22 protein-coding genes are annotated in these 20,600 nt (G+C 42.1%); 5 read left to right on the top strand and 17 right to left on the bottom strand.

The window, feature by feature from the left end:
- The first annotated feature begins 66 nt into the window (after window positions 1-66).
- On the top strand, window positions 67-2,013 hold the full coding sequence (locus ZX61_RS18760; RefSeq protein WP_049846120.1) for a methyl-accepting chemotaxis protein: 1,947 nt from the start codon (window positions 67-69) through the stop codon (window positions 2,011-2,013).
- 96 nt (window positions 2,014-2,109) lie between these two features.
- Window positions 2,110-2,943: a sulfurtransferase gene (locus ZX61_RS18755; RefSeq protein WP_049846119.1), complete on the top strand. Its 834-nt coding sequence runs from the start codon at window positions 2,110-2,112 to the stop codon at window positions 2,941-2,943.
- Between the two features lie 147 nt (window positions 2,944-3,090).
- On the opposite strand, the gene ZX61_RS18750 is transcribed toward ZX61_RS18755, so the two are convergent.
- From ZX61_RS18750 to ZX61_RS18690, 13 genes are read right to left on the bottom strand one after another with little or no spacing between them, the layout of a single operon-like run.
- A complete protein-coding gene (locus ZX61_RS18750) occupies window positions 3,091-3,657 on the bottom strand; it encodes an OmpA family protein (RefSeq protein ID WP_049846118.1) in 567 nt (188 codons plus the stop codon).
- Window position 3,658: 1 nt separating this feature from the next.
- Complete coding sequence (locus tag ZX61_RS18745) at window positions 3,659-4,987, bottom strand: pilus assembly protein TadG (RefSeq protein WP_200904256.1); 1,329 nt, start codon at window positions 4,985-4,987, stop codon at window positions 3,659-3,661.
- Window position 4,988: 1 nt separating this feature from the next.
- Window positions 4,989-5,573, bottom strand: coding sequence for a tight adherence pilus pseudopilin TadF (gene tadF / locus ZX61_RS18740; RefSeq protein WP_049846117.1), 585 nt, complete (start codon window positions 5,571-5,573; stop codon window positions 4,989-4,991).
- Window positions 5,563-6,093, bottom strand: coding sequence for a TadE family protein (locus ZX61_RS18735; protein ID WP_049846116.1), 531 nt, complete (start codon window positions 6,091-6,093; stop codon window positions 5,563-5,565). Before ZX61_RS18735 ends, tadF begins: the two co-directional genes overlap by 11 nt.
- A complete protein-coding gene (locus tag ZX61_RS18730) occupies window positions 6,090-7,214 on the bottom strand; it encodes a tetratricopeptide repeat protein (protein WP_049846115.1) in 1,125 nt (374 codons plus the stop codon). The genes ZX61_RS18735 and ZX61_RS18730 overlap by 4 nt, the downstream gene beginning before the upstream one ends.
- The gene (locus ZX61_RS18725) at window positions 7,211-8,077 is read right to left on the bottom strand and encodes a type II secretion system F family protein (RefSeq protein WP_049846114.1); all 867 of its coding nucleotides are present in this window, start codon (window positions 8,075-8,077) and stop codon (window positions 7,211-7,213) included. Before ZX61_RS18725 ends, ZX61_RS18730 begins: the two co-directional genes overlap by 4 nt.
- Window positions 8,077-8,991 carry a type II secretion system F family protein gene (locus ZX61_RS18720; protein ID WP_049846113.1) on the bottom strand — a complete coding sequence of 305 codons (915 nt, stop codon included), beginning with the start codon at window positions 8,989-8,991 and terminating at the stop codon, window positions 8,077-8,079. The genes ZX61_RS18725 and ZX61_RS18720 overlap by 1 nt, the downstream gene beginning before the upstream one ends.
- Complete coding sequence (locus tag ZX61_RS18715) at window positions 8,988-10,253, bottom strand: CpaF family protein (protein ID WP_049846112.1); 1,266 nt, start codon at window positions 10,251-10,253, stop codon at window positions 8,988-8,990. Before ZX61_RS18715 ends, ZX61_RS18720 begins: the two co-directional genes overlap by 4 nt.
- A complete protein-coding gene (locus tag ZX61_RS18710; RefSeq protein ID WP_049846111.1) occupies window positions 10,250-11,443 on the bottom strand; it encodes an AAA family ATPase in 1,194 nt (397 codons plus the stop codon). Before ZX61_RS18710 ends, ZX61_RS18715 begins: the two co-directional genes overlap by 4 nt.
- A gap of 2 nt (window positions 11,444-11,445) precedes the next feature.
- Entirely contained in the window at window positions 11,446-11,907 is a 462-nt protein-coding gene (locus ZX61_RS18705; RefSeq protein ID WP_049846110.1) for a hypothetical protein, read from the bottom strand.
- Window positions 11,907-13,232, bottom strand: coding sequence for a type II and III secretion system protein family protein (locus ZX61_RS18700; protein ID WP_049846109.1), 1,326 nt, complete (start codon window positions 13,230-13,232; stop codon window positions 11,907-11,909). The genes ZX61_RS18705 and ZX61_RS18700 overlap by 1 nt, the downstream gene beginning before the upstream one ends.
- Window positions 13,233-14,009, bottom strand: a complete 777-nt coding sequence (locus ZX61_RS18695; RefSeq protein ID WP_049846108.1) for a pilus assembly protein CpaB — start codon at window positions 14,007-14,009, stop codon at window positions 13,233-13,235.
- Between the two features lie 60 nt (window positions 14,010-14,069).
- A complete protein-coding gene (locus tag ZX61_RS18690; protein WP_049846107.1) occupies window positions 14,070-14,282 on the bottom strand; it encodes a Flp family type IVb pilin in 213 nt (70 codons plus the stop codon).
- Window positions 14,283-14,486: 204 nt separating this feature from the next.
- Between ZX61_RS18690 and ZX61_RS18685 the strand changes: the two genes are divergently transcribed.
- Window positions 14,487-14,945, top strand: a complete 459-nt coding sequence (locus tag ZX61_RS18685) for a prepilin peptidase (RefSeq protein WP_049846106.1) — start codon at window positions 14,487-14,489, stop codon at window positions 14,943-14,945.
- Here ZX61_RS18685 and ZX61_RS18680 read toward each other — a convergent pair.
- The 3 genes from ZX61_RS18680 to ZX61_RS18670 form a co-directional block, all read right to left on the bottom strand.
- Window positions 14,942-15,850: a LysR family transcriptional regulator gene (locus ZX61_RS18680; protein WP_049846105.1), complete on the bottom strand. Its 909-nt coding sequence runs from the start codon at window positions 15,848-15,850 to the stop codon at window positions 14,942-14,944. The genes ZX61_RS18685 and ZX61_RS18680 overlap by 4 nt on opposite strands.
- A gap of 553 nt (window positions 15,851-16,403) precedes the next feature.
- Window positions 16,404-16,811, bottom strand: a complete 408-nt coding sequence (locus tag ZX61_RS18675) for a RidA family protein (RefSeq protein ID WP_049846104.1) — start codon at window positions 16,809-16,811, stop codon at window positions 16,404-16,406.
- On the bottom strand, window positions 16,808-17,098 hold the full coding sequence (locus ZX61_RS18670) for a putative quinol monooxygenase (protein ID WP_049846103.1): 291 nt from the start codon (window positions 17,096-17,098) through the stop codon (window positions 16,808-16,810). The genes ZX61_RS18675 and ZX61_RS18670 overlap by 4 nt, the downstream gene beginning before the upstream one ends.
- Before the next feature lie 111 nt (window positions 17,099-17,209).
- Here ZX61_RS18670 and ZX61_RS18665 point away from each other — a divergent pair, with 111 nt between their 5' ends.
- Window positions 17,210-18,112 carry a LysR family transcriptional regulator gene (locus ZX61_RS18665; RefSeq protein WP_049846102.1) on the top strand — a complete coding sequence of 301 codons (903 nt, stop codon included), beginning with the start codon at window positions 17,210-17,212 and terminating at the stop codon, window positions 18,110-18,112.
- Between the two features lie 37 nt (window positions 18,113-18,149).
- Here the strand turns inward: ZX61_RS18665 and ZX61_RS18660 are convergent, their stop codons facing one another.
- The gene (locus tag ZX61_RS18660; RefSeq protein ID WP_049846320.1) at window positions 18,150-19,130 is read right to left on the bottom strand and encodes a sugar-binding transcriptional regulator; all 981 of its coding nucleotides are present in this window, start codon (window positions 19,128-19,130) and stop codon (window positions 18,150-18,152) included.
- A 452-nt stretch (window positions 19,131-19,582) separates the two neighbouring features.
- On the opposite strand from ZX61_RS18660, the gene tal reads away from it, so the two are divergent.
- The gene (tal, locus tag ZX61_RS18655; protein WP_049846319.1) at window positions 19,583-20,533 is read left to right on the top strand and encodes a transaldolase; all 951 of its coding nucleotides are present in this window, start codon (window positions 19,583-19,585) and stop codon (window positions 20,531-20,533) included.
- Window positions 20,534-20,600: the final 67 nt, after the last annotated feature.

Here is a 20,600-nt window from a genome sequence, read left to right as displayed (position 1 = left end):
TAAATAGTGTATAAGCTTACATAAGTATCAATAGGCCATTTAGCACACTATGAGGCAGGGACGCTTATGTTGAATCTTACTATAGCCAATAAAATACGCCTTGGATTTGCAGTCTGTCTTTTGTTTTTCCTCGTTGCCATTCTATACAGTTACCGGGGCATGGTGACAGCGGCACATAACTTTGAACACTATGGTGAACTCTCTTCAGAAACGACCTTGGCAGGTGAAATCCAAGCTAATTTCCTTAAAGTTCGCTTGAGCGCTTTGCAGTACACCAATACCCTTTCTCAGCAACAACTCTCAATTTATGAAACTCGACTTAATAAATTAAGAAAAATGGTCGCTGATGACTTGAAAATGACGACTGACCCACAGCGTACTAAACATTTAGATACTGTTTTAAAAGAAGTTAATCTGTTCGCGGCTTCGTTCGAAATCGTTAAACAATCAACCGAAGCCGTGGAGCACAAGGTTTACGTCGAGATGGTCGAGCTAGAAAAGAAAGCAATCTACGACCTTGAGCAAATGATCGAGGCGGCACACAAAGCATCCAACACTGACATCGAATATTATTCTTCACTCATCATGGAAAAGTTTTTGCTCGCCAATATCGCGGTGCTCAACTATCTACACAATGAAGAGGACGAAGTTGCAGCCGAAGTAAGAAACTACTTCAACATAGAACTGCCAGCACTTGAAACTAAGTTCAGAAACTATATCACTGACAGCCGAGATACCGCTCTTTTAAACGAGTTCCTAGAGCAACGTAACGCTTATGCACAAGGCTTTGAAGACGTTACCCAACTTAGAAAGACTCAACATAAAGCCGAAAAAGAAATGTTAAAGCTAGGCCTAGATATTTCTAAGGAGCTAGAGCTCATCAAGCTTGAATCTGTAGAAGAACAACACGTACTATCAGAAGAGCTGCTTGAAGCAAAAGAGGACACGATTGAAATCATTGTCACCCTCGCTATTCTTGCCCTAATTGTGGGCATTTCGACGGCTTTGGCGATTACTCGTTCAATTCGAATTGGTATTGACAAGGTCAAGGTTATCTCTTCTCAGCTCGCTGAAGGGGACCTTTCTAACGACGTTGAAATTAAGGGTAAGGACGAAATTGCTGATCTACTCAGCAATATGCGCACTACGATTCTTTCACTACGTGATATCGTCGGTAAGGTTAACGATTCTTGTATCAAAGTCGGACAAATGTCTGAGGAGCTGTCTGCGATTACTCACACTACCAATCAATCTTCGGATCAACTAAGCCACGAAATGGAACAGATTTCGTCCTCAGTGCAGCAACTGTCGACCAGTACTACAGAGATCTCTCAAAGCGCTTCCGATGCTGCTTCATTTACCCAATCTGCAACAGGCAATGTTAACAATAGCCTCAACGAAGTTGAGAATACACTGGAAGCAATAGACAATGCAGAGAGAGCAATGAAAGTAGGCTCAGCTCAAGTTGGCGAACTTTATGATGAATCGATGAATATTGGAAGTATTCTTGAAGTGATTCAAGGAGTTGCTGAACAGACTAACCTACTCGCCTTGAATGCAGCAATTGAAGCAGCTCGCGCAGGTGATCAAGGTCGCGGGTTCGCCGTAGTCGCAGACGAAGTACGCTCACTTGCGAAGAGAACTCAAGAAGCGACTGGGCAGATCGACGCAATGATCCACTCTCTTCAAAGCGGAGCAGATTCTGCGAGGCAATCAATTGATTCCAGTCATGACACCGTGACAAAAGCAGCACTACAGGCTAAGTCTGTATCTGAAAACATATCCGCCATTCATGGCATCATCGACGAGTTAGGTGATACAAACACCCAAATAGCCACAGCGGTTGAAGAACAGTGCATGGTAACAACTACAGTCAGCGAGAATATCACCCAAACATACAATATCACTCGTGAGAACAGTGAAACCGTCAAGCATGTTGCCGAATCCGCACAGGAACTGGCTGAAGTAGCCCAATACTTGGACATGCAAATAAAGCGGTTCAAAATCGATTAGCGACACATTTCCTAACGATAAATTACGACACGGTTGCTTGTTCTCAGGCAACCGTGTAGCTTTATCTTAAGTCTTTGGAATACATAAGGATAGCCAATGTCGCCTCTGATCACCCCTACTGATTTACATGCGTTGATGGGCAATAAGAAACTGATCATCTTAGATGCAAGCATCGATTTTCAAATCCCCGGTGAAGTTGAAAAAGACAAAACGAACCTCATTCCAAATAGCCTCCGGTTCGATTATGACAAAGATTTCTGCGACCTAAACTCACCCCTTCCCCATATGATGCCCAGTGAAGAACAGTTTAATTCACTGGCAAAAAAGCTGGGAATTAGCAACGATTCTCTCATCGTTGTCTATGACAATAGTGGTACATTTGCCTCTCCAAGAGCGTGGTGGATGTTTCGGGCAATGGGGCACGAACAAGTCTATATCCTAGATGGAGGACTAACAGAGTGGAAGGCTAAGGGTGGTGAGACAACTCGGTCATATCGCCAGCCAGAGTCTAGTGGTGACTTTTCCGGTCAACTCAACCCAAACTATTTCGTTAATGCCGACTACGTTCTTGCGCAGATTGACAACAGTGAAAGCTTGACGGTTGATGCCCGTTCTCGCGCACGGTTTAACTCTGAGGTAGCAGAACCACGACCAGGCTTAAGAAGTGGGCATATTCCTAACTCTGTATGCCAACCATTTTCTGAGCTAATGGACGGACATAAAATAAAACCTGTTCAAATGCTGCAAGAGATTCTACAAGGTTCTCTATCTCTGCAAGCTAATCACACTCTGTTTAGCTGCGGTTCTGGGGTAACTGCGTGTATCGTTCTGCTAGCTGCTTACCTATCGGGATATCAAAACCTTGCAGTGTATGACGGTTCTTGGACGGAATGGGGTGCAGACCCTTCTCTCCCAATTATAAGCAGATAACCTAATTCTTGTTGAAACTGTGCACATACAAGTTCATACATTATTTCAAAAGAGCCAGCACCCACTGCTGGCTCTTTGTTGATCAAAGAACGCCACTCATCGCCGAGGCCCACAAAATACACAAGCAAGCAAATATTAAGCAACGCATCACGACTTTACGGTTATCACTACACGGCGGTTACAGCCTGTCGCCGTATTTTCGGCAAGGTTACAGATCGGAGAGCTTTCACCGTAAGCATGTTCTACAACTCTGTTTCCTTGCTTTAAATCGCTTTGAAGAAACTTGGCTACCTGCTGAGCTCGACGAGCCGAAAGCGCCTTGTTATACCCCTTGCTGCCTAAACTGTCAGCATGCCCTTCTATATAGATCTTTGCTTTAGCACTTACTAGCCCTAAATACTGCTTTAACACTTGCTTATGGTTAAGTGACAGTTTGTAAATATCGACACCATAGTTAAGTACCAAAGACTGTGTCTGTTTATCGTAAAAACACACTTCATCTCCGGCCTCTACATGCACGACATCACGATCGCTGCCCAATATCGTGTTTTCTATCTTCTCTTCACGTTGCGTTAAATGACCGATAACCTGGGTTTTGACCGTATGAGAAGAGACTAAGGTAGTCGATGTGATGAATTCATCAACGCTACCTAAGCAGTTCGCATAACCCAGCGGCGATAGTAAGATTGAAGTAATAATTACTGGGTATTTCATATTAATCCTTAAGTCTTCCTGTTTCTTCATTAATAAGGTTGAGAATGTATTTGTAAACGTCATCACCATCTTTAGCGTGATAAATATTTTTACGTCCAAAACAATCGCCAAATCCATCCGATGCTTTTACTTTGTAATCAACACCGATAACCCCCATCGTGACTTTGGTTTTTCCTGCTTCTCCAGTTTTGCTTTGGAATCTGTTTCTCTTAGATGAAATAGTCGATCGTAACTTTTTACACAGTCCTCGATTAACCAAGCGTTGCAGGTAACTCTCGTCGTTGTCAGCACCATCAGACAAGACAATAAATACTTGTTCGGGGTTAATATTTGTCGCTCTATTGGCTTCTTGAGCGGCGGCTATAATTCCATTCCAAGACGAAGTTCCGCCCTCTGCTCCCAGATCTCTACTTGATAGACGAGCCTTGAATGCTGAATAGTCTTCAGTCAGCGGTATGTCATAAAACTTGTAATAGTCTGCAATTAACGTCTGATTGTTGTAGTAAACCCGGTCAACTTCGTCCCTGCTCATACCGTGATGGTATTCCATTGTTTGATTGTAAACCTTCGGCTCGTCGAACATTTTTTTAACAGTTTCACTAGGGGTACTTCTGGCGTAGTCGTATATAATTTTTTTGGGCCAACGACCGCGTTTGATCTCTTCCGTTCCTTGCGCATTCATCACAATCACTTCATTTGTTTGCTTAGCGTGATGAGGGTTATACCCCAGCAAAGCGACACGGCTTTTCTCTTCCGTATTGAAGTTTTCGATATCTTCAACCACTCGTTCGATCGTTTGTTTAACAACATCCAGCTTTGATTTGCCCCCTTTCCAGTTGTGTGTCATTGAGCCACTAAAGTCACCAATAAAATACACATCGACAGGTTGAGGAAGATATTTGCGAGTCACTGACTGCCCAGCGACTTCAAATTCTGGCTTCAACTCTGCTTCTTCATAAGCTATCCAAGATTTATGTTCGGCTTTTGCACTCACTACAAAGTCACTGAAGGGGGCAAGCTCTCCACTTGCTTGCACGCAACCATCTTTGTATTCACAATTACGTGTATACACTTCAACATCAACGTCATTAATATTGTCAACGACATATCTATCCACTAATTGACGTGCATATTTGACATTGTCATCTTCCGTTTCTTTAGGGCTTGCAATTAAGGCTAAGCTCGCCACTTCTGCTGCCTCTAAAACGCGCGCATGGGCCAGCATTTGTTGTGCCATTTGCATTGAGAAGGCCATAAAAATAACCATAATTGGAAGCAAACCGATAAATAGTATTCCTGCCACACCACGATGTTTATTGATCGTACTCATCCTAGACCCTCGCAAATGAATATGATGTACTTAACAAGCGAAGAACCTCGCCACTTGTAACACCGATTAAATTCACCGGAATTTCGTAACACAACGAGACTTGGTACAGCGGCAGTCTACGACCTCTTGAAGTCACGGGCAGCATTTCAATGGCTTTCTCTTTGGTTATGTCACTCATATCCGGAAAATCGCAGCCATGAATTGCCCCTTTAGTAAGCGTTGTTTGAACGCGTTTATAATTGATCGTTCCGCTTGGCAATAGAGTTTCTTCCAATCGAATTTCATCGATACGCATGCCGAATTTAGATTTTTCAAAGTTTGGAATCATACGTTTCATAGACGCTGAAGCGATGGAATACGTTGCGTGTTCTGTCTTGCGACAATTACCCGCACAGATATCGAGATCTGCACTAAACAGCTGTTTCCTTTCCGCGAGGATCGTCGTAAGCGAATACGCCGCTCTGTCTAACTGACCCTTTTTATTGATAGCCAGCATGTAATTCACTACGACCAAAAATAAACCTGAAGCGAACACTAGGACTAACGCAAGCTCCACAGCAAAGGAACCCGTTTGTTTAACTCGCACAACCAGCCCCCTGTCCAATCTTAAACGAACATCGTTCGTATTCTTGAATAGTGATCACTTCTCGCCTGATTGCCATGTCTGGAAACCAGATAGACACTACAGGATCATAGGTATATTCGAGGTTGTATACTGCCAGTGCCATATCTTCCGGTTGATCTTTTTTATCAGGACACTCTTCTGATGACTGATATGCGTCAGTACACTTTAAGAAACCATCGTAGTCTTTAAAGTAGTCAACCCGAATTTGAACGCTGCCGGGCTTTACCCCATTGCTCCATAGAGCGCCCCCAGCCTTGTTCATTTCATCTTTGATCATTTGAGCGTAGTTCACTGTATTGCTATTACTTGAATCGCCTGCTTTTTTGGTACGCATGACTGCGGTGGTCAAAGCATGGTCAGTCATGCTCATATTAAATGTCAGGATACAAACCTCGACCCAGCCAAAGATAATCGCTAGAAACAAGGGAATACCCATCGCAGCCTCTATCGTTAGAGATCCTTTTTGCTTAGAGCGCTTCATAGCCTAACGTACCTTTTCTTTGTGTAATCAACGACGAATGCGCCTTTAATATCTAAGCTAGTAAGAAATGTTTTGGCTTCGTCCAGATCATTGAACTCCCCGATACAATAACGCTTCCATAAGCCGTGAGTGTATGAGTAAACCGTTCCATAATTCGTCTTAAGATAATTTAGAAAATCAGAAGGAATTGCAGTATAAGTCGCTAACACTTGTACGCGATAAATTGGCAATACTCCTGGTTTCAATTTGTTTGGATCAAGTTCTGAACCATCAAGGCTGTTCTTCGCCTGTTGAAACTCATTGTCGGTAGCAAGGCGGCTAACCTTGGTCGTTGGTGCAACGAAACTCGCACCTACTCCCCTTGAGTTAAATGATGTTTTTGCTGTCGACTGTCTCACTGAACTGCCGCTCCTTTTGTTCTTTTTGATAGAGCGCATTAATGCTGCAAGTTGCTTTCGCGCCTGTTCATCACTATTGGTATGTCTGAGTACTTCTAACGCGATGTCCGGACGATCAGCGTTTACCGAAGAAATAATCAGATTTGAACGCACTTTCTTGTCGCTAGGGCTAGCTAAGTACAAATCGTACAAAGTGTCGGTTGCTCCGAGGTAATCTGACTGCATCATCTTAACCACAGCGATGTTGTTGCCTGCTTCTCTGTCAGAAGCACCTTGCTTTCTACTTTCCTCAAATTGCTCAATGGCCTCTGAGAAATGTTTCTGCTGAGCAAGTATTTTTCCTTTAAGCAGGTGGAATTGGCCCTCTTCTCCCCCTTCATCTAAGTACAAATCGAGGTTTTCCAATGCTTGTGCATAGTTTTTCTTTTGATAATCGAGTCGAGCATTGGTCAATATGAACTCTGGCTGTTCCAAGTCACTCTCTGAATAGGTATTTCTATAGAGTTCGGCAGACTTTATGTCTTTTTGCGTCAAGTAAAGATCAACCAGTTTTGCTTTGTAGAACGGTTCGAGCTTTAAATTTGCTTTGTAAAACTCAATCAGTTGCTGATCATTGCCCGAACCAATCAGTAGCTTTTCTTTGGTTTGTAGTTCTGTGTTCACAGCCGTACATCCCGCTAGTACAAAGGTGATTAGCAGTAAGTAAAATGTTAGTTTTTTCACGTCAACATCCTCAAAATGCCTGGGGCGGCAATCAGTACGACGATAGGAATCATGATAAAAGCAATAAGAGGTATAGACATTTTTGCCCCCATTTTTCCTATCCTTTCTTCAAGGTCCATCATATTGAGTTCGCGAATATCCGTTGCCAATGTCGCCAACACAGGCCCAATAGAGGAACCGAATTGAAGGCTCTGGACTAGTGTCATGACAAAACTTTGAGATTCACTAGTTGGTACTAGATCGTAAAATTCTTCTAACGCCTTTTCTAAACCGACCAGCCGGGAACGCTCCACAGTGACACGCACCACATAGGCTAAATTGCGGTCGACGGTCGCTAACTCTTTGGACAAATAATCTAAGCTTGATTCGATAGTCATCCCGGTATGAACACAAACATTCATAAGATCGAGCAGAAATGGCAATCTAGAGCTGATGTGCTTTATATTAGCGTTGCCTCTGCTCGTAACAAACGCATCAGGCCCGATAATAAATAGTCCTAGAGCACCTAATAAGTAGAGTAGAGAAAAGGCAATCTCCGTTTGACCTTGAAAGTAATCAAAACCGATAAGAGCTAAACAGACCGTAAACGGGATGATTTTTATTAGATAGTAAACATCAGCCAGATAGTCACTATAGAATCCCGCAGCTACGAGCTTTTTCCGTGTTTCGTCTTTGTTAAAGCTAACCTGAGACAGCGCGACTTTTATCAGGTCGATACGCTTGCGTTCCTCTCGAGTAGAACCGATGATTTTTCTCGTCGCAATATTGGCTCGTGTATTGTCCCATGCCTTCAGTACACCACCCGCAATCAACATTGAAAACAAAAATGCGAAAGCCCACAGCGTTAGGGTTTGAAGATCCATTACTCGACTCCTCGCAAGATAAACCAGATGCACACAAAACCAATAAACTCGCTTATCAACACGTAATAGAAGATTGGTTGCCCGCCAGGTTCAAACATGACGAAGTTGTAATTCTCTGGGCTGGTGAATTTCAAAATAATCAAAAAAATGACGGGTAAGCAAGCGATGATCTTCGCTGAAGCGCGTGCCTCTGACGTCAACGCATTTTTCTTTTTTTCTACCGCTCTTGAGTCAAACATGAGTCGGTTAATGCGATTAATCACGTCTTTAAGCTGTCCGCCGCGGTTCAAGTTAATTCGAATTGTCGACGCAAAGAAAAAGTACTCTAAATACGGGAAAGTCGCGGCACTTCTTTCAAGTACGTCGTCTGGATCTTCACCAATTAGCAGTCTTTCGGCCATATACTTAAATTCATTACCTACTTCGTTGTCTAGTTGTTTCCCTACATACTCAAATGCATGCACAATGCTCTGACCGGCAGAAATCGCCCCGCTTAGAATATTCAGTGCGTCTGGAAAGTTGTTTTTAAATTTTTCAGCTTGCCTTTGCTTAAGCTTGGTGAAAAACACTACAAACAGGATCGGTTCAATGATGACCAAGCATGTCATGAAATCTTGACGAAAAAAGAACTCGTTGATTGCGTAGACTGCTCCCGCAGAAACTGATACGAACAGCAAAATTTTGAGAGCCATATTCGGCTGAAATACTTTTACTGCTGCTTTATATTGTTGACGTAAACGTGCTTTAAAATCTCTTTCAAACTGCTGTGCATCGATAACCGCCCGGGCACCTTTTACCCCTTCAAATTCGGCCTCCATCTGGATAAGCTTGTTGAGCTGCCGATTCTGGCGCGTACGCACACTCAACCAATAAACGAACAAACCCGCCCAAGCTAATATCAATAAAAGGGTCATGTAAAAATCTCCCTCACCGTATCCTCAAGACCAAAAAACTTGGCACGCTCATAGATAACCGAACGCGTAGACAACCCTGGTGTGCGAAATTCCCCGTTGATCTTGCCCTCTTTAAACTCAGAACTAGCTTCGTAACGAAAAATGTCTTCCATCACCACGCTGTCACCTTCCATGCCGATTATCTCTGATATGTACATCACTTTACGGCTACCATCGTGTAGACGCTTTACCTGCACGATCAGATCGACCGCGCTTACAATGGTCCGTCGAATAGCTGAAATAGGGAGACTCGCTGTCGCCATCATCACCATGCTCTCGGTACGAGCAATGGCATCTCTTGGCGTATTAGCATGTAGGGTTGACATTGAGCCATCATGACCAGTATTCATCGCCTGAAGCATTTCAAATGCTTCACCTCCACGACACTCGCCAACAATGATTCTGTCAGGACGCATACGCAGCGCATTAATTACAAGGTCACGAGCCGGTACTTCACCGGTTCCTTCTACACTCGCTTGACGCGTTTCCAATCGAACAATATGAGGCTTTTGCAGTTGAAGCTCGGCTGCATCTTCAATCGTAACGATACGTTCCGTTTCTCCGATAAAACCAGACAACGCATTTAGCAACGTTGTTTTGCCCGAACCGGTACCACCGGATATCAAAATATTACATTTGCAGTGGCTGGCGATAGACAATAGCTTAGCCATTTCAACCGACATTGCGCCAAACTCAACCAAGTTCTCCAGCTTTATCTTTTGTTCTTTGAACTTACGAATTGAAATAGACGTACCGTCAATGGCCAACGGGGGAATCACTATGTTAACGCGGCTCCCATCCATCAAGCGTGCATCACACAAGGGTTTCGATTCGTCGATACGACGACCTACGTTAGAGGCAATTCGTTTTGCAATCGTATTAAGCTGCTTCTCATTGACAAATTGAATTGGAGACTTTTCAACCTTTCCACCAATCTCAATGAAGATGTCTGAAGGCCCATTGATCATAATGTCTGAAATATCATCGTTATCGACGAGCTTTTGCAGCGGACCTAAACCTTTAAGTTCATCAAGAAGCGCTTTTACAAGCTCAACACGTTTGAGTGAACTCACTTGTAGCTTCTTCTTATCAATTAGAATATTGACTGAGTCTTTTAACTGCTCTTCAAGCTCTTGCGTACTGATCTCTACTAGTGTCGCGGCATCCAGTGCATCAAAGATTTCATCTCTAAGTTGGATGTAGATTTCTTTTATTTGATTCATTTTCTAAACAGTGAAAAACGTGGTTTGGTTTTGATCTTCTTGCCCGTTAGGGTAGAAACCATATTGGCTATCGGAGCCGACGATTTGGATTGCATGAAATGCCCGATACCTTGCTGAATAAGCATCTTTTCCAACGCCGGTTCATACGAGAAATCAATGCTTGTTTTAACCCGGATTCGCTCTTTGGCGCTAGGCAGTGTCACCATGAAATCTTTTGCCGGGCGATTAAGGTTAAACACCAATTCATGTTCCGTTTTACCGAGCTTTTTCTTCAATAAGTTGTAAGATCGTAGCGACGATACAGAAGGATCACATACGACAAAAATACGGTGATATTTTTCACTTAACTCTTGGTCATGGATTTCTTCGTAGCAAGACAGTGGTACTGAGTCGATAATAAAGTTGTATTGATCAATAAGCTGATTGGACAAATTAAATAGCGTTGTCGCATGGTCCGACAGGCAAGCTATATTCTTTTCCAGAACGAGGTAATCCAACTTATCTATTACATTGTGAAGATAGGTCTTAGCGATTGCATCATCAATATCAATTTGATTTAAGTCTATGCTGTTTTGCTTAGCTTTAAGCCCTTTTATCCCAAGATAGATATCGCTGTTCATTGCGCCTGAATCATGATCGACAAGCAAAGTTTTTAGATTAGCCTGTCCTGCCAGAGAGTGGCATAGAAGGGAGCTAACGCTGGAGACTCCCACCCCACCTTTTGTTCCTAGGACCAGGATTCTCTTAGCGACTCGGGTACGCTTAACACTTGATTCTTGGTCCTCACTAGTCTTAATTGCCGCAAGTAATGCGTCAAGATCTACATCCCACAACACATAGTTCGCACCTAACGAGTGAACCTGGTTTCGTAACTTAATCGAATCAACGTCGCACACTACCAGCAATGAAATACTGACATCTAAGCGCGTGGCAATCTCTGAGGTTTGGTCGACTACATTACTAGCACCGCGCAAGTCCAATATGACGTGATTTAGCTGGATATCAGAATGATTCCAAGCACTGTCGTTATCAATGTCCGCTACTTCTATAGGCTTTGCGTAGCCTTCAATCGCATACAAGTCGTTGACGGACTCGATAAACTCAGCGTCATCTGAAACAACAAGATCCCTTGCCGATATACTCTCCTTCATTTTCGAAGACGAGTTTTTAAATAAGATATCTAGATCCATGTTTATTGAACTCGTGTGATTGGATTAACTAAGCTAATATTTCGGTTGTGTTCAACACTGCAGCCAAATCGGTAAGCCTCTCTTTTGCTGAAAGTCATCACTCCACAATCACTGCTTCTGATTCGCACGTACTGGGCTTTGAGCAAAATATTTTTTTCTTGATTAGGGTTAGCTAGTACAACCTTGTATCTATCCTTTGCCACACCTTCTGTTTTAAACTTATCATGTAGAGTCGCGACAAAGTCACTCGACCCCGTTTTGTACTCAACGACAAATCTAGCTTTAGGCTCACGTCTTTTTATGTCCTTTATAAAAGCTACTGCTCGCGCCATTGAGTCGTCGCCTTGAGTGGTATTAAACTCCAATCGCTCTTCCAATTGCTCAATAACACTCGAGTTGGCTGTATCTACTTGACTGCATGCCGCGCTTAAAAGTGCCAACATTGAAATAACTATCCAACGCATCAGTTAAAACCTCCCTGTTCTATTGTTCCTTCAAGTTCTGGCTCATTTAATTCTGATAAATCGATTCTGAATAATCGCTCTATATCACTAGTACGCCTAAAGCTTGGTAGCTTGACCTCTTCTGAATCTACTGGGTCAACAAGATTGACCGTTGCTACGATGATCAATTCTGTTTTCGAACGGTTTGTGGTCGTATGGCTAAATAAAGCGCCTAAAATTGGGATATCACCAAGGAATGGAATTTTAGTTAGCGCTTCACGCTCTTCTGAAGTTAACAGACCTGCGAGTACAAAACTTTGGCCGTCTTTAAGATGAACGGTAGTTTGCGCGCGACGAGTCCTGAGTGTTGGGACAGAGATTAAGCCTGTTGATGTTTTGTTCGATTCATCAATCGAGCTAACTTCTGGCATAAGTGTGAGACGGATGTTTTCAGAATCAGTCACTTTCGCGACCATGGCTAGCTTAACGCCATACTCTTTGTAACTAATGCTGATACCATCTTCATCACGAACAGCAATGGGGATTTCGCCACCAGCAAGAAAGCTAGCCTGCTCGCCAGAGATCACCGATAAATTTGGTTCGGCCAGAACTTGCCCAATCTTGTCATCACCACTGGCTGAAATAACAGAAACAATATCTTGAGCAGTGAAATCAAGCAGTTTGTTAACGAATTTTCCTGGTTCACCACTATCGCTATAAGTAACGCCTAACTCAGTCAAAAATGAGCTGGAGACTTCTGCGACAGTCAGCTTTACATTGATTTGTTCAGTGGTTAAAACTTTAAGATTATTGATCACCTGATCGTAAGTAAATCGAGAGGTATAGTCTAATTCATCATACTCTTCTCCGTCCGCATCCCTAAGCTCATAAGTGTGCCTACGGCGCTCTTTTTTTAGCATCTCACCCACCAAGCGATACACTTTTTGTTTGACCTCTTCGCTACTGACTATGCCGTCTAGTACCACTTGGTCACCGACATTCGAAACAACAACACTTTCATCAGGGAAGCGCGCAATAATAGTCTGTTTCAACAGCCTCAGGCTTTGGTTTACCACTAGCTCAGCGTTGTAGATTTCGTTTCCGCCGCGATCGTATACAATAACCGACGTGCTACCTTGACCAACGCCATATACTACGACCTTATTTTCATCAATAATTTTATAGTCAGCGATTTGTTGGTTTGCGACAAAAACAGTAGCAATCTGACGTTTTAGGCTGATTGTTTTGGCAGCCCCTTGATCTAAACTCATCAGTTGCGAAGCATAAGAAGGTAACGCGAGAATAAGACATATCAGAGCTGCTGACTTAGTTTTATTTGCTATCATTTAGTCTTTACCCCTCAACTCTCTTACACCAAATTGTGTTTCTAGCAAATCACTGCTACGAATGGATAAATAACGGTTTTCGATCTCAGCTGGAACAATATTGACGTCACCCACTTTTTGCGCCATTTCTAGCTTTAGTACATCACGCATTTTAAGGGCTATTACGATGCTGTATTGCTTATCTTCCGCATCCTGAGCGTCTTCGTCTTCATCACCTTTAATGACCTGTAAAACCCTTGCGCCACTAATAATCACGCGACTAACTAAACCACCAACATCACCATACCCGTCTTCCAACAAATTGTTTTCGGAAGAAGTTGTAGAAACAAAACTCACTTTGTCACCAGGAAATAGTGCTAGTGTTTGTACGACTCCAAGGCCAGTCACATGGTAATAGTAAGGCAACTCTCCTTCATTAATGGATAAAAACATATAGTCTCTATCACCTGGATTTGAAATATCTTCTTGAGAGATCAGTTCACCGGAATTTAAATCTCGCCTAAAAAGAGCTCCTTGCTTAATTATAATTTCATTTTGTGGTGTATAATCTACACCCTCTAGTTGTGTCAATTTAACCAACTCTGTCCTGTGCGAGTACGTTGTTATTATTTGACCTTTTTCGGCCTTACCATCTATGACTAAGACAGTAACTTTAGGCTCAGTTTGAATAACTTCAGATTGTTGAACTTCATTTGAAGAAAGATAGTTATTGTTAATAAATATAAAGGTAGAGAAAATAGCGAGAGCAACGAGTACAAGAATAACTGTTCTATTCATATTAATTCTAAGTAGTAACGAAACAGGGGCTAACGCCCCTTAAAATTTCAGTTTAATAAATTACTTACTACCTGTAGCTGTAGTTAAGTTATTAGTTACTGCTGTTAAAGCACCGGTAATAGCATTTTTAAGTGCATCGGTTTGGAAAGCAGCTAATACAAGCGCTGACATAACAACGGCGATAATTGCATACTCAACAGCGGTTACACCACGGATGTCATCTTCGAATTTCATTTTAAGCTCTGCAAGCTTAGCTAAAGTTTTGTAGTACATAATGTTCCTCTAAAATATTGGCCTAGGCCCTGTATGTTTCAAAAGGAATTAAATCACCACAAACCGCTCACAACAAATTATTAGTTTTTATATAGACATAATTTTTTATTATTACGAATAAGGAACATTACTACTTATGGAAGTATAAGGTATCTTTATGCTGTTTACATTGAGAATATCAAGTTATGAAGTTACTATTCTAATATGATTATAGATATCGTTATTTCAATCACATTTATCATTTTAAACATTCTATGCTCTGTTAGGGCTTGTAATAGCGACCACAAATACAGAACAATATCCAACAACCTTTGTAAGTTAATAGTTGTTATAAATTCAATCGCGGCTTGTTACTACGGTTATATTCTACAATCAACTTTAACAACTGCTATTATTTTCTTAGTTTTAGTGATGGTATGGTTGTTTGGCTGTTTCGGTGCCGGAGACATAAAGCTTCTGTGTGCGTTTTTGTTGGGCATCAAGCCTGAACTCACTATTGCTTGCTTAGTTATGGTAGGAGGTTTGGGCGGTGTTCAATTAGTTGTCATGTACCTAATAGGACTTGCGACGAATAAAAGTTTATTTGAAAAAGGTATCCCCTATGGAATACCTATTTCAATCAGTGGATTTGCTTGTACGACTCTCTCTTTTCTCAGTTTCTAAACACAGGGTAAGTGACAAGCGTTAAAACTGGCGTCTTGTTGCTTCATGTACGCATCTTCCCGAATTTCAAACAGCTCTTGCATTTTAGATTTTAATCCTAGTTCTTCGAGCTCGTGAGTAACATCATCACTACACCAAACATACATGTTGGCTTTCTGATTGATGATCACTTTTCGGCAGTCTAGGTTTCTAACTGACCATTCCGGGAAAATTAATACCGTTCCATTTGTTTCGAGTTCATTCTTAATCAAACGCAGTGAGTTGGTTGAAACCCAGCTCGTCACTAAAGAAGCATCGATTCCATGCTGCTTAAGTATGTCTTGGACGTCCGATCGATTTAGCGTATGACAATACACTATACGTTGCGGATAGCACTCACGGGGATCCATCACATGTGAATGAGCAATAGCGTAATTGACTGTATTGAGTTGGTAGGAACGTCCATTAATGCACGGAAGTCTACTGACTGAAAAAATCAGATCATAGTTATCGATATCCAGATGCCCGCAGCTCGCGAAACTGGTGATGGACAGGTCGATATTGTTCAGTGTTCTAAATTCATTGATGATCTTGTCGACCATATCTGGGCAAAATGACTCTGCAATTGCAATGTTGAACTGATCGCGCAACTCAACACTTTCCAAATCGTGGAACAACTTCTCATACATAGACATGGTTTGGTCAACATATTCAAGTAGAACCTGACCATGCTTTGTGAGTACAAAACCATCTTTTCTATCAAAAATACTTGCCCCTATCGTACTTTCAATCTTCTTAATATGTTGTGAAACCGCAGGTTGGGTCATAAACAGCGACTCGGCCGCTGCTGTAAAACTCTTATGCTTAGCAACCTGCGAAAAAGTTCTTAGGTATTTGACGTCGATACTTCTATTGACGGTTTTCATGGTCGAAACTACCTCGATGTTGCGGTTTTTATGTTTTTTTTAGTGATCTAAATAATTTAGCTGCAAAATAACAATTGTGTCATATAGATACAAACAGCAATATTTATAGTGCCATAAACATGACTTATACAACGCAACACTTATCAACAAAATTTCACATAACGTATGTGTAAAAAAAATGAGAATATAACGAAATAGGGATTGAATTGATTGAACTTAGAATATTAACTCTAAACTAGGCTTTACATGAGTTTTATACTATAAACGACAAAAATAGCAGACGAATTTTCTAACAATGGGTAACAGCGACAAATTGAGAAACCATGTTCATTGTGGCTACTGGTTGTTAAGGAGCTGTAAAAATGAACGAGAAATATGGAATCGAGTGAGCTTTATAAAAAACCATTAATGTGATCTATGCACCATTACGAATTATTTCGGCTTCACTAGCAATACTGCTCTGAGATTTTTGGATAGGATTGGAGGGATTATGGATCTTCGCTAGTAGTGACCTTGTAACACAAATAAAAGGCGACAGTGCCGCCTTTATCAGTCACTTTTTGTTGTCAAAAGATTTTGCAGCCTCAGCTTCTATTTCTACTTTCCAACGTAAGTCAAACAAACCTTCAACAAACAGTAATGTAGTCGGCAACCCACCAACATCGAAAGGTAAGCGTTCCTTGGCAAGGCGATATAAGGGCAAGTCATTTCGATCAGTTAGGTAAATCCGCACACTAACTAAATCTTCTATGTCCATTTTATTGGCATGCAAAACACCTTGTAGGTTGGACCAAGCTAATACTATTTGCTCTTCGACACTTTCAGGAACATCTCCATTGATATCAATGCCTAGCTGCCCCGCTATGTGTAGTTTCGTAGAACTGGCTGGAATCACAGCACACTGATGGTAATTCGCCGCAGGTAGAGGAACATTTGACGGGCTCCATACCTTATTCCTCAGACTTCCTTAGATAAGATAGAAATATTTGGTTCTTGTGACAACAGAGCGCCAAGTCGGTCAAAATCTCCTATCTCTTTTCTCCAACTAATGTACTTTTTAAAATGCATTTCGCTTTGCCACTCTTCAAACAACACCAAGGTTTTATCAACCTGGCTATTTTGAAACAAGTGTGCAGATATATTCCCTTCAAAAGATCGAGTGTCTGGTAAGATCTCGGTAAAGAAATCTTTAACTAACTGGTTATTCTCAGGCGCGTGATTTAGTTGAAATTGCACTAAAATACTCATGGTTCTCTCCTTTAGGCTTATTGTTTGAGTTCAAATGCAATCTTAATTGTTTTACTGATTAGATAAATACCTTACTATATAACTAACAGTCTTATTTAATCGAACAATAAAATGAAATCAGACCTTCACCGCATGCAAGTTTTCGTTCAAATCGTAGAGTCAGGATCGATAACCAAAGCCTCGGATCAACTCGACGTGTCGAAATCTGTCGTTAGTCATCACCTTCAAGCACTTGAACACCACCTCAATGTTAAGCTCATTACCCGCACTACACGCCGCCAATCCCTTACCGAAGCTGGCCAACGTTTCTACCAAAGGTGTTTAGAATTAAACAAACTGATGTCTCTGGCAGAAGAAGAAGCACGTAGTGCCAATGCCGACCTTGCAGGTACAATAACGATAACCTCACCTCATACATTGATGAACCAGTTGATCGGCCCTGCTATATGCGATTTTGTCAGACTTAACCCGCAGATCGAACCACAGTTGATAGCTAATGACATGCGGTTAAATCTTATTGAAAAGTATATTGATTTATCTGTTACAGTTGGAGAGTTGCCTGATTCGAGTGCTAGGGCATTCAAGCTTGGCGAACTTGAGCAAGTGTTGTGCTGCTCACCAGATTATATCGCACAGAAAGATCTATCTCTTCCTCTGTCTAAGTCTGATTTGGCTAACTGCGACTACATTGCGAATCAGTGGGAAGGGACAAATGTCGAGAGAAAGTTTGATACAAGTAACACGAATTCAATAAGCTATCGTTTTCGAGCAAATCGTATCGGAGATAGTGTCCCTACTATTAAACTAATGGCGTTATCAGGACTTGGAATTGCTTGTCTGCCAAAGTTAGCTATCGGTGAAGAATTACGGCAACAGAAATTGGTTCAGGTCACTGGCGAACAAGTCAAGCTGATAGCACCTGTTTGGGTTGTTCATAACTACGGACTACAGATGCCATCAAGAATTCGTGCTTTTATTGACTTTTTGAAACTAATCTCAAAAGACAAGTTATGATGCGAACACGAACAATATGAATTTGTACTTCATCAGATTACTTCATTTGTTCATCAAGGTTTAATACCGTTAATGCATTGCTCACGCTGGTAGCAATAACATCTATCACACCTGTTCTGAGAGCACCCAGCAGCGCTAGCGGCTTACTGTTTTCGGCTGCAATAGCAATCACCTCAGAGATCGGCCTAAACTCATCAATACTCAGTCCAATAACGCGGTCACTCATGACCGTTTTGGCAGATTGACCGTGAATGTCAAAGAAGTCATAACCTGCAAAATCGCCCACAACCCCCTGCTGCATTCGAGACTGAACAACTTCATCAGCCGTAAACCAGCCAAGATCGACCATGTAGCTGTTCTCACTCATATCACCAATACCAACCAGAGCTACATCAGCTTTACGTGCAAGATCCAAGGTTTGCTTAACGGTCGCGTTTTGCATGAAAGCGAGCTTCTGCTCTCGGTTTTCTGCATATGCGGGGGCATATAGGGTTTCCGACGTTCCACCATAACTTTTAGCGAACTGACGACATATGTGGTCGGCGTTAAACATCCCTCCTCTCGGGTGAATGCCACCGATGCCACAAACAAACTTAACATCACGCTGAGGAATAACACCAACGTGGTGAGCAACGGCAGAAACATTACGCCCCTGCCCAACGGTAACCACTGACCCATTTTGAATAGAACTGGCCATATATTTTGACACTAGCCCTGCAACTTGTTGCCTTTGTTGCTCTTCAACCGGTTGATCAAGGGCGATTAATGCGCGCTTAACACCAAAACGTTCAATAAGGCGCTGTTCTATTTTGGCACTAAACACCGGGTGATACTTAACCGTAATTTCAACAATACCTTCATCGCGAGCCTGTTTTAACATACGGCCAACCTTGGCACGCGAGACAGAAAACTTCTTGGAAATTTCTTCCTGAGTCGCTCCATCCTGATAATAGGCGACGGAAATTTCGGTCAGTAGATCAGCATTATCATCAGAAATGTCATTTTGAGATTTGCTCATTGGCTTATCTTCCACAGCTAAAGAATTGCACCTAACATGTGCTCACGGTCGTAGCATATGTCACGACGCTTCTTTTTTCCAACATTTGCTCACACTAATTACATTTTCTCAGCCCATATTTTCGTCTAGTAAGTTTATCTACAACCCTTGCGCTACCTTGGCAAACGTTTAGTTTCCCTACCTAGTGTAGGTAACTAAAAAAATACTTGATGAACATCACTTAAAAGCTCATTCAACAATTGACTTTCTAGCTGTATGAGATAATTATGAACCCATCATTTACTCAGCGTTCGAGCAAATGTTCACAACAAATGTTCATACGTTGAAAATTATTTAAGTTGAGTAAGCGAAGTTGTCCTTCGTTTGAAAGTTCGACTATTACTTAACTCGCTTGCAATTGCCCCCCCATGTCGCTTAGCGATGTGGAAGCCCAATGAAATAGGATGATCGAAATGAGCAACAAATTAGAGCAACTTCGTAAACTAACGACAGTAGTAGCAGACACTGGTGAAATCGACGCAATCAAAAAGTACCAGCCAGAAGATGCAACAACTAACCCATCTCTAATCCTGAAAGCAGCTCAAATCGAAGAGTATGCACCTCTAATCGATGCTTCAATTGAATACGCTAAAGCGCAAAGCTCTGACAAAGCACAGCAAGTACAAGACACTTGTGACATGCTAGCGGTAAACATCGGTAAAGAAATCCTAAAAACTATCCCTGGCCGTATCTCTACAGAGGTAGATGCTCGTCTATCTTACGATATGGAAGGCAGCGTAGCGAAAGCACGTCAGCTAGTTAAAATGTACAACGATGCTGGTATCACTAACGATCGCATCCTTATCAAACTGGCTTCTACTTGGGAAGGTATCCGCGCGGCTGAAATCCTAGAGAAAGAAGGCATCAACTGTAACCTTACTCTCCTATTCTCTTTCGCTCAGGCTCGTGCTTGTGCTGAAGCTGGCGTATTCCTAATCTCGCCATTCGTTGGTCGTATCATGGACTGGTACAAAGCGAAAGAAGGCCGTGACTTCGAAGCTCAAGAAGATCCAGGCGTACTATCTGTAACTAGCATCTACGACTACTACAAAGAATACGGCTACAACACTGTAGTAATGGGTGCAAGCTTCCGTAACATCGGTGAGATCCTAGAGCTAGCAGGTTGTGACCGTCTAACTATCGCTCCTGCACTTCTTGCTGAACTAGAAGCAGCTGAAGGTGAAGTCGTAGAGAAGCTAGTTGACTCTAAAGGTGCTAAAGAGCGCCCTGCTGCAATGACTCACGCTGAGTTCCTATGGGATCACAACCAAGACCCAATGGCAGTTGAGAAGCTAGCTGAAGGTATCCGCAACTTTGCAGTTGACCAAGGCAAACTTGAAGCAATGATTGAAGCTAAGCTTTAATCAACAGAATTTCTAGAGGGGAACGTTTGCGTTCCCCTCTTAACATCCTTTCTAAGAAACAATCTAT

Source organism: Vibrio sp. VPAP30, assembly GCF_001188205.1.
GTDB lineage: Bacteria > Pseudomonadota > Gammaproteobacteria > Enterobacterales > Vibrionaceae > Vibrio > Vibrio bivalvicida.
This window is presented reverse-complemented; position numbering and strand designations above follow the sequence as displayed.

Bases quoted from the DNA above. Each gene is read 5' to 3' on its own strand.
- ZX61_RS18700 (WP_049846109.1), bottom strand. From the start codon at position 13,232: ATGATAGCAAATAAAACTAAGTCAGCAGCTCTGATATGTCTTATTCTC.
- ZX61_RS18760 (WP_049846120.1), top strand. From the start codon at position 67: ATGTTGAATCTTACTATAGCCAATAAAATACGCCTTGGATTTGCAGTC.
- ZX61_RS18690 (WP_049846107.1), bottom strand. From the start codon at position 14,282: ATGTACTACAAAACTTTAGCTAAGCTTGCAGAGCTTAAAATGAAATTC.
- ZX61_RS18660 (WP_049846320.1), bottom strand. From the start codon at position 19,130: ATGAGCAAATCTCAAAATGACATTTCTGATGATAATGCTGATCTACTG.
- ZX61_RS18720 (WP_049846113.1), bottom strand. From the start codon at position 8,991: ATGACCCTTTTATTGATATTAGCTTGGGCGGGTTTGTTCGTTTATTGG.
- tal (WP_049846319.1), top strand. From the start codon at position 19,583: ATGAGCAACAAATTAGAGCAACTTCGTAAACTAACGACAGTAGTAGCA.
- ZX61_RS18710 (WP_049846111.1), bottom strand. From the start codon at position 11,443: ATGGATCTAGATATCTTATTTAAAAACTCGTCTTCGAAAATGAAGGAG.
- ZX61_RS18670 (WP_049846103.1), bottom strand. From the start codon at position 17,098: ATGAGTATTTTAGTGCAATTTCAACTAAATCACGCGCCTGAGAATAAC.
- ZX61_RS18735 (WP_049846116.1), bottom strand. From the start codon at position 6,093: ATGAAGCGCTCTAAGCAAAAAGGATCTCTAACGATAGAGGCTGCGATG.
- ZX61_RS18695 (WP_049846108.1), bottom strand. From the start codon at position 14,009: ATGAATAGAACAGTTATTCTTGTACTCGTTGCTCTCGCTATTTTCTCT.
- ZX61_RS18665 (WP_049846102.1), top strand. From the start codon at position 17,210: ATGAAATCAGACCTTCACCGCATGCAAGTTTTCGTTCAAATCGTAGAG.
- ZX61_RS18705 (WP_049846110.1), bottom strand. From the start codon at position 11,907: ATGCGTTGGATAGTTATTTCAATGTTGGCACTTTTAAGCGCGGCATGC.
- ZX61_RS18755 (WP_049846119.1), top strand. From the start codon at position 2,110: ATGTCGCCTCTGATCACCCCTACTGATTTACATGCGTTGATGGGCAAT.
- ZX61_RS18685 (WP_049846106.1), top strand. From the start codon at position 14,487: ATGATTATAGATATCGTTATTTCAATCACATTTATCATTTTAAACATT.
- ZX61_RS18715 (WP_049846112.1), bottom strand. From the start codon at position 10,253: ATGAATCAAATAAAAGAAATCTACATCCAACTTAGAGATGAAATCTTT.
- ZX61_RS18680 (WP_049846105.1), bottom strand. From the start codon at position 15,850: ATGAAAACCGTCAATAGAAGTATCGACGTCAAATACCTAAGAACTTTT.
- ZX61_RS18745 (WP_200904256.1), bottom strand. From the start codon at position 4,987: ATGAGTACGATCAATAAACATCGTGGTGTGGCAGGAATACTATTTATC.
- ZX61_RS18725 (WP_049846114.1), bottom strand. From the start codon at position 8,077: ATGGATCTTCAAACCCTAACGCTGTGGGCTTTCGCATTTTTGTTTTCA.
- ZX61_RS18750 (WP_049846118.1), bottom strand. From the start codon at position 3,657: ATGAAATACCCAGTAATTATTACTTCAATCTTACTATCGCCGCTGGGT.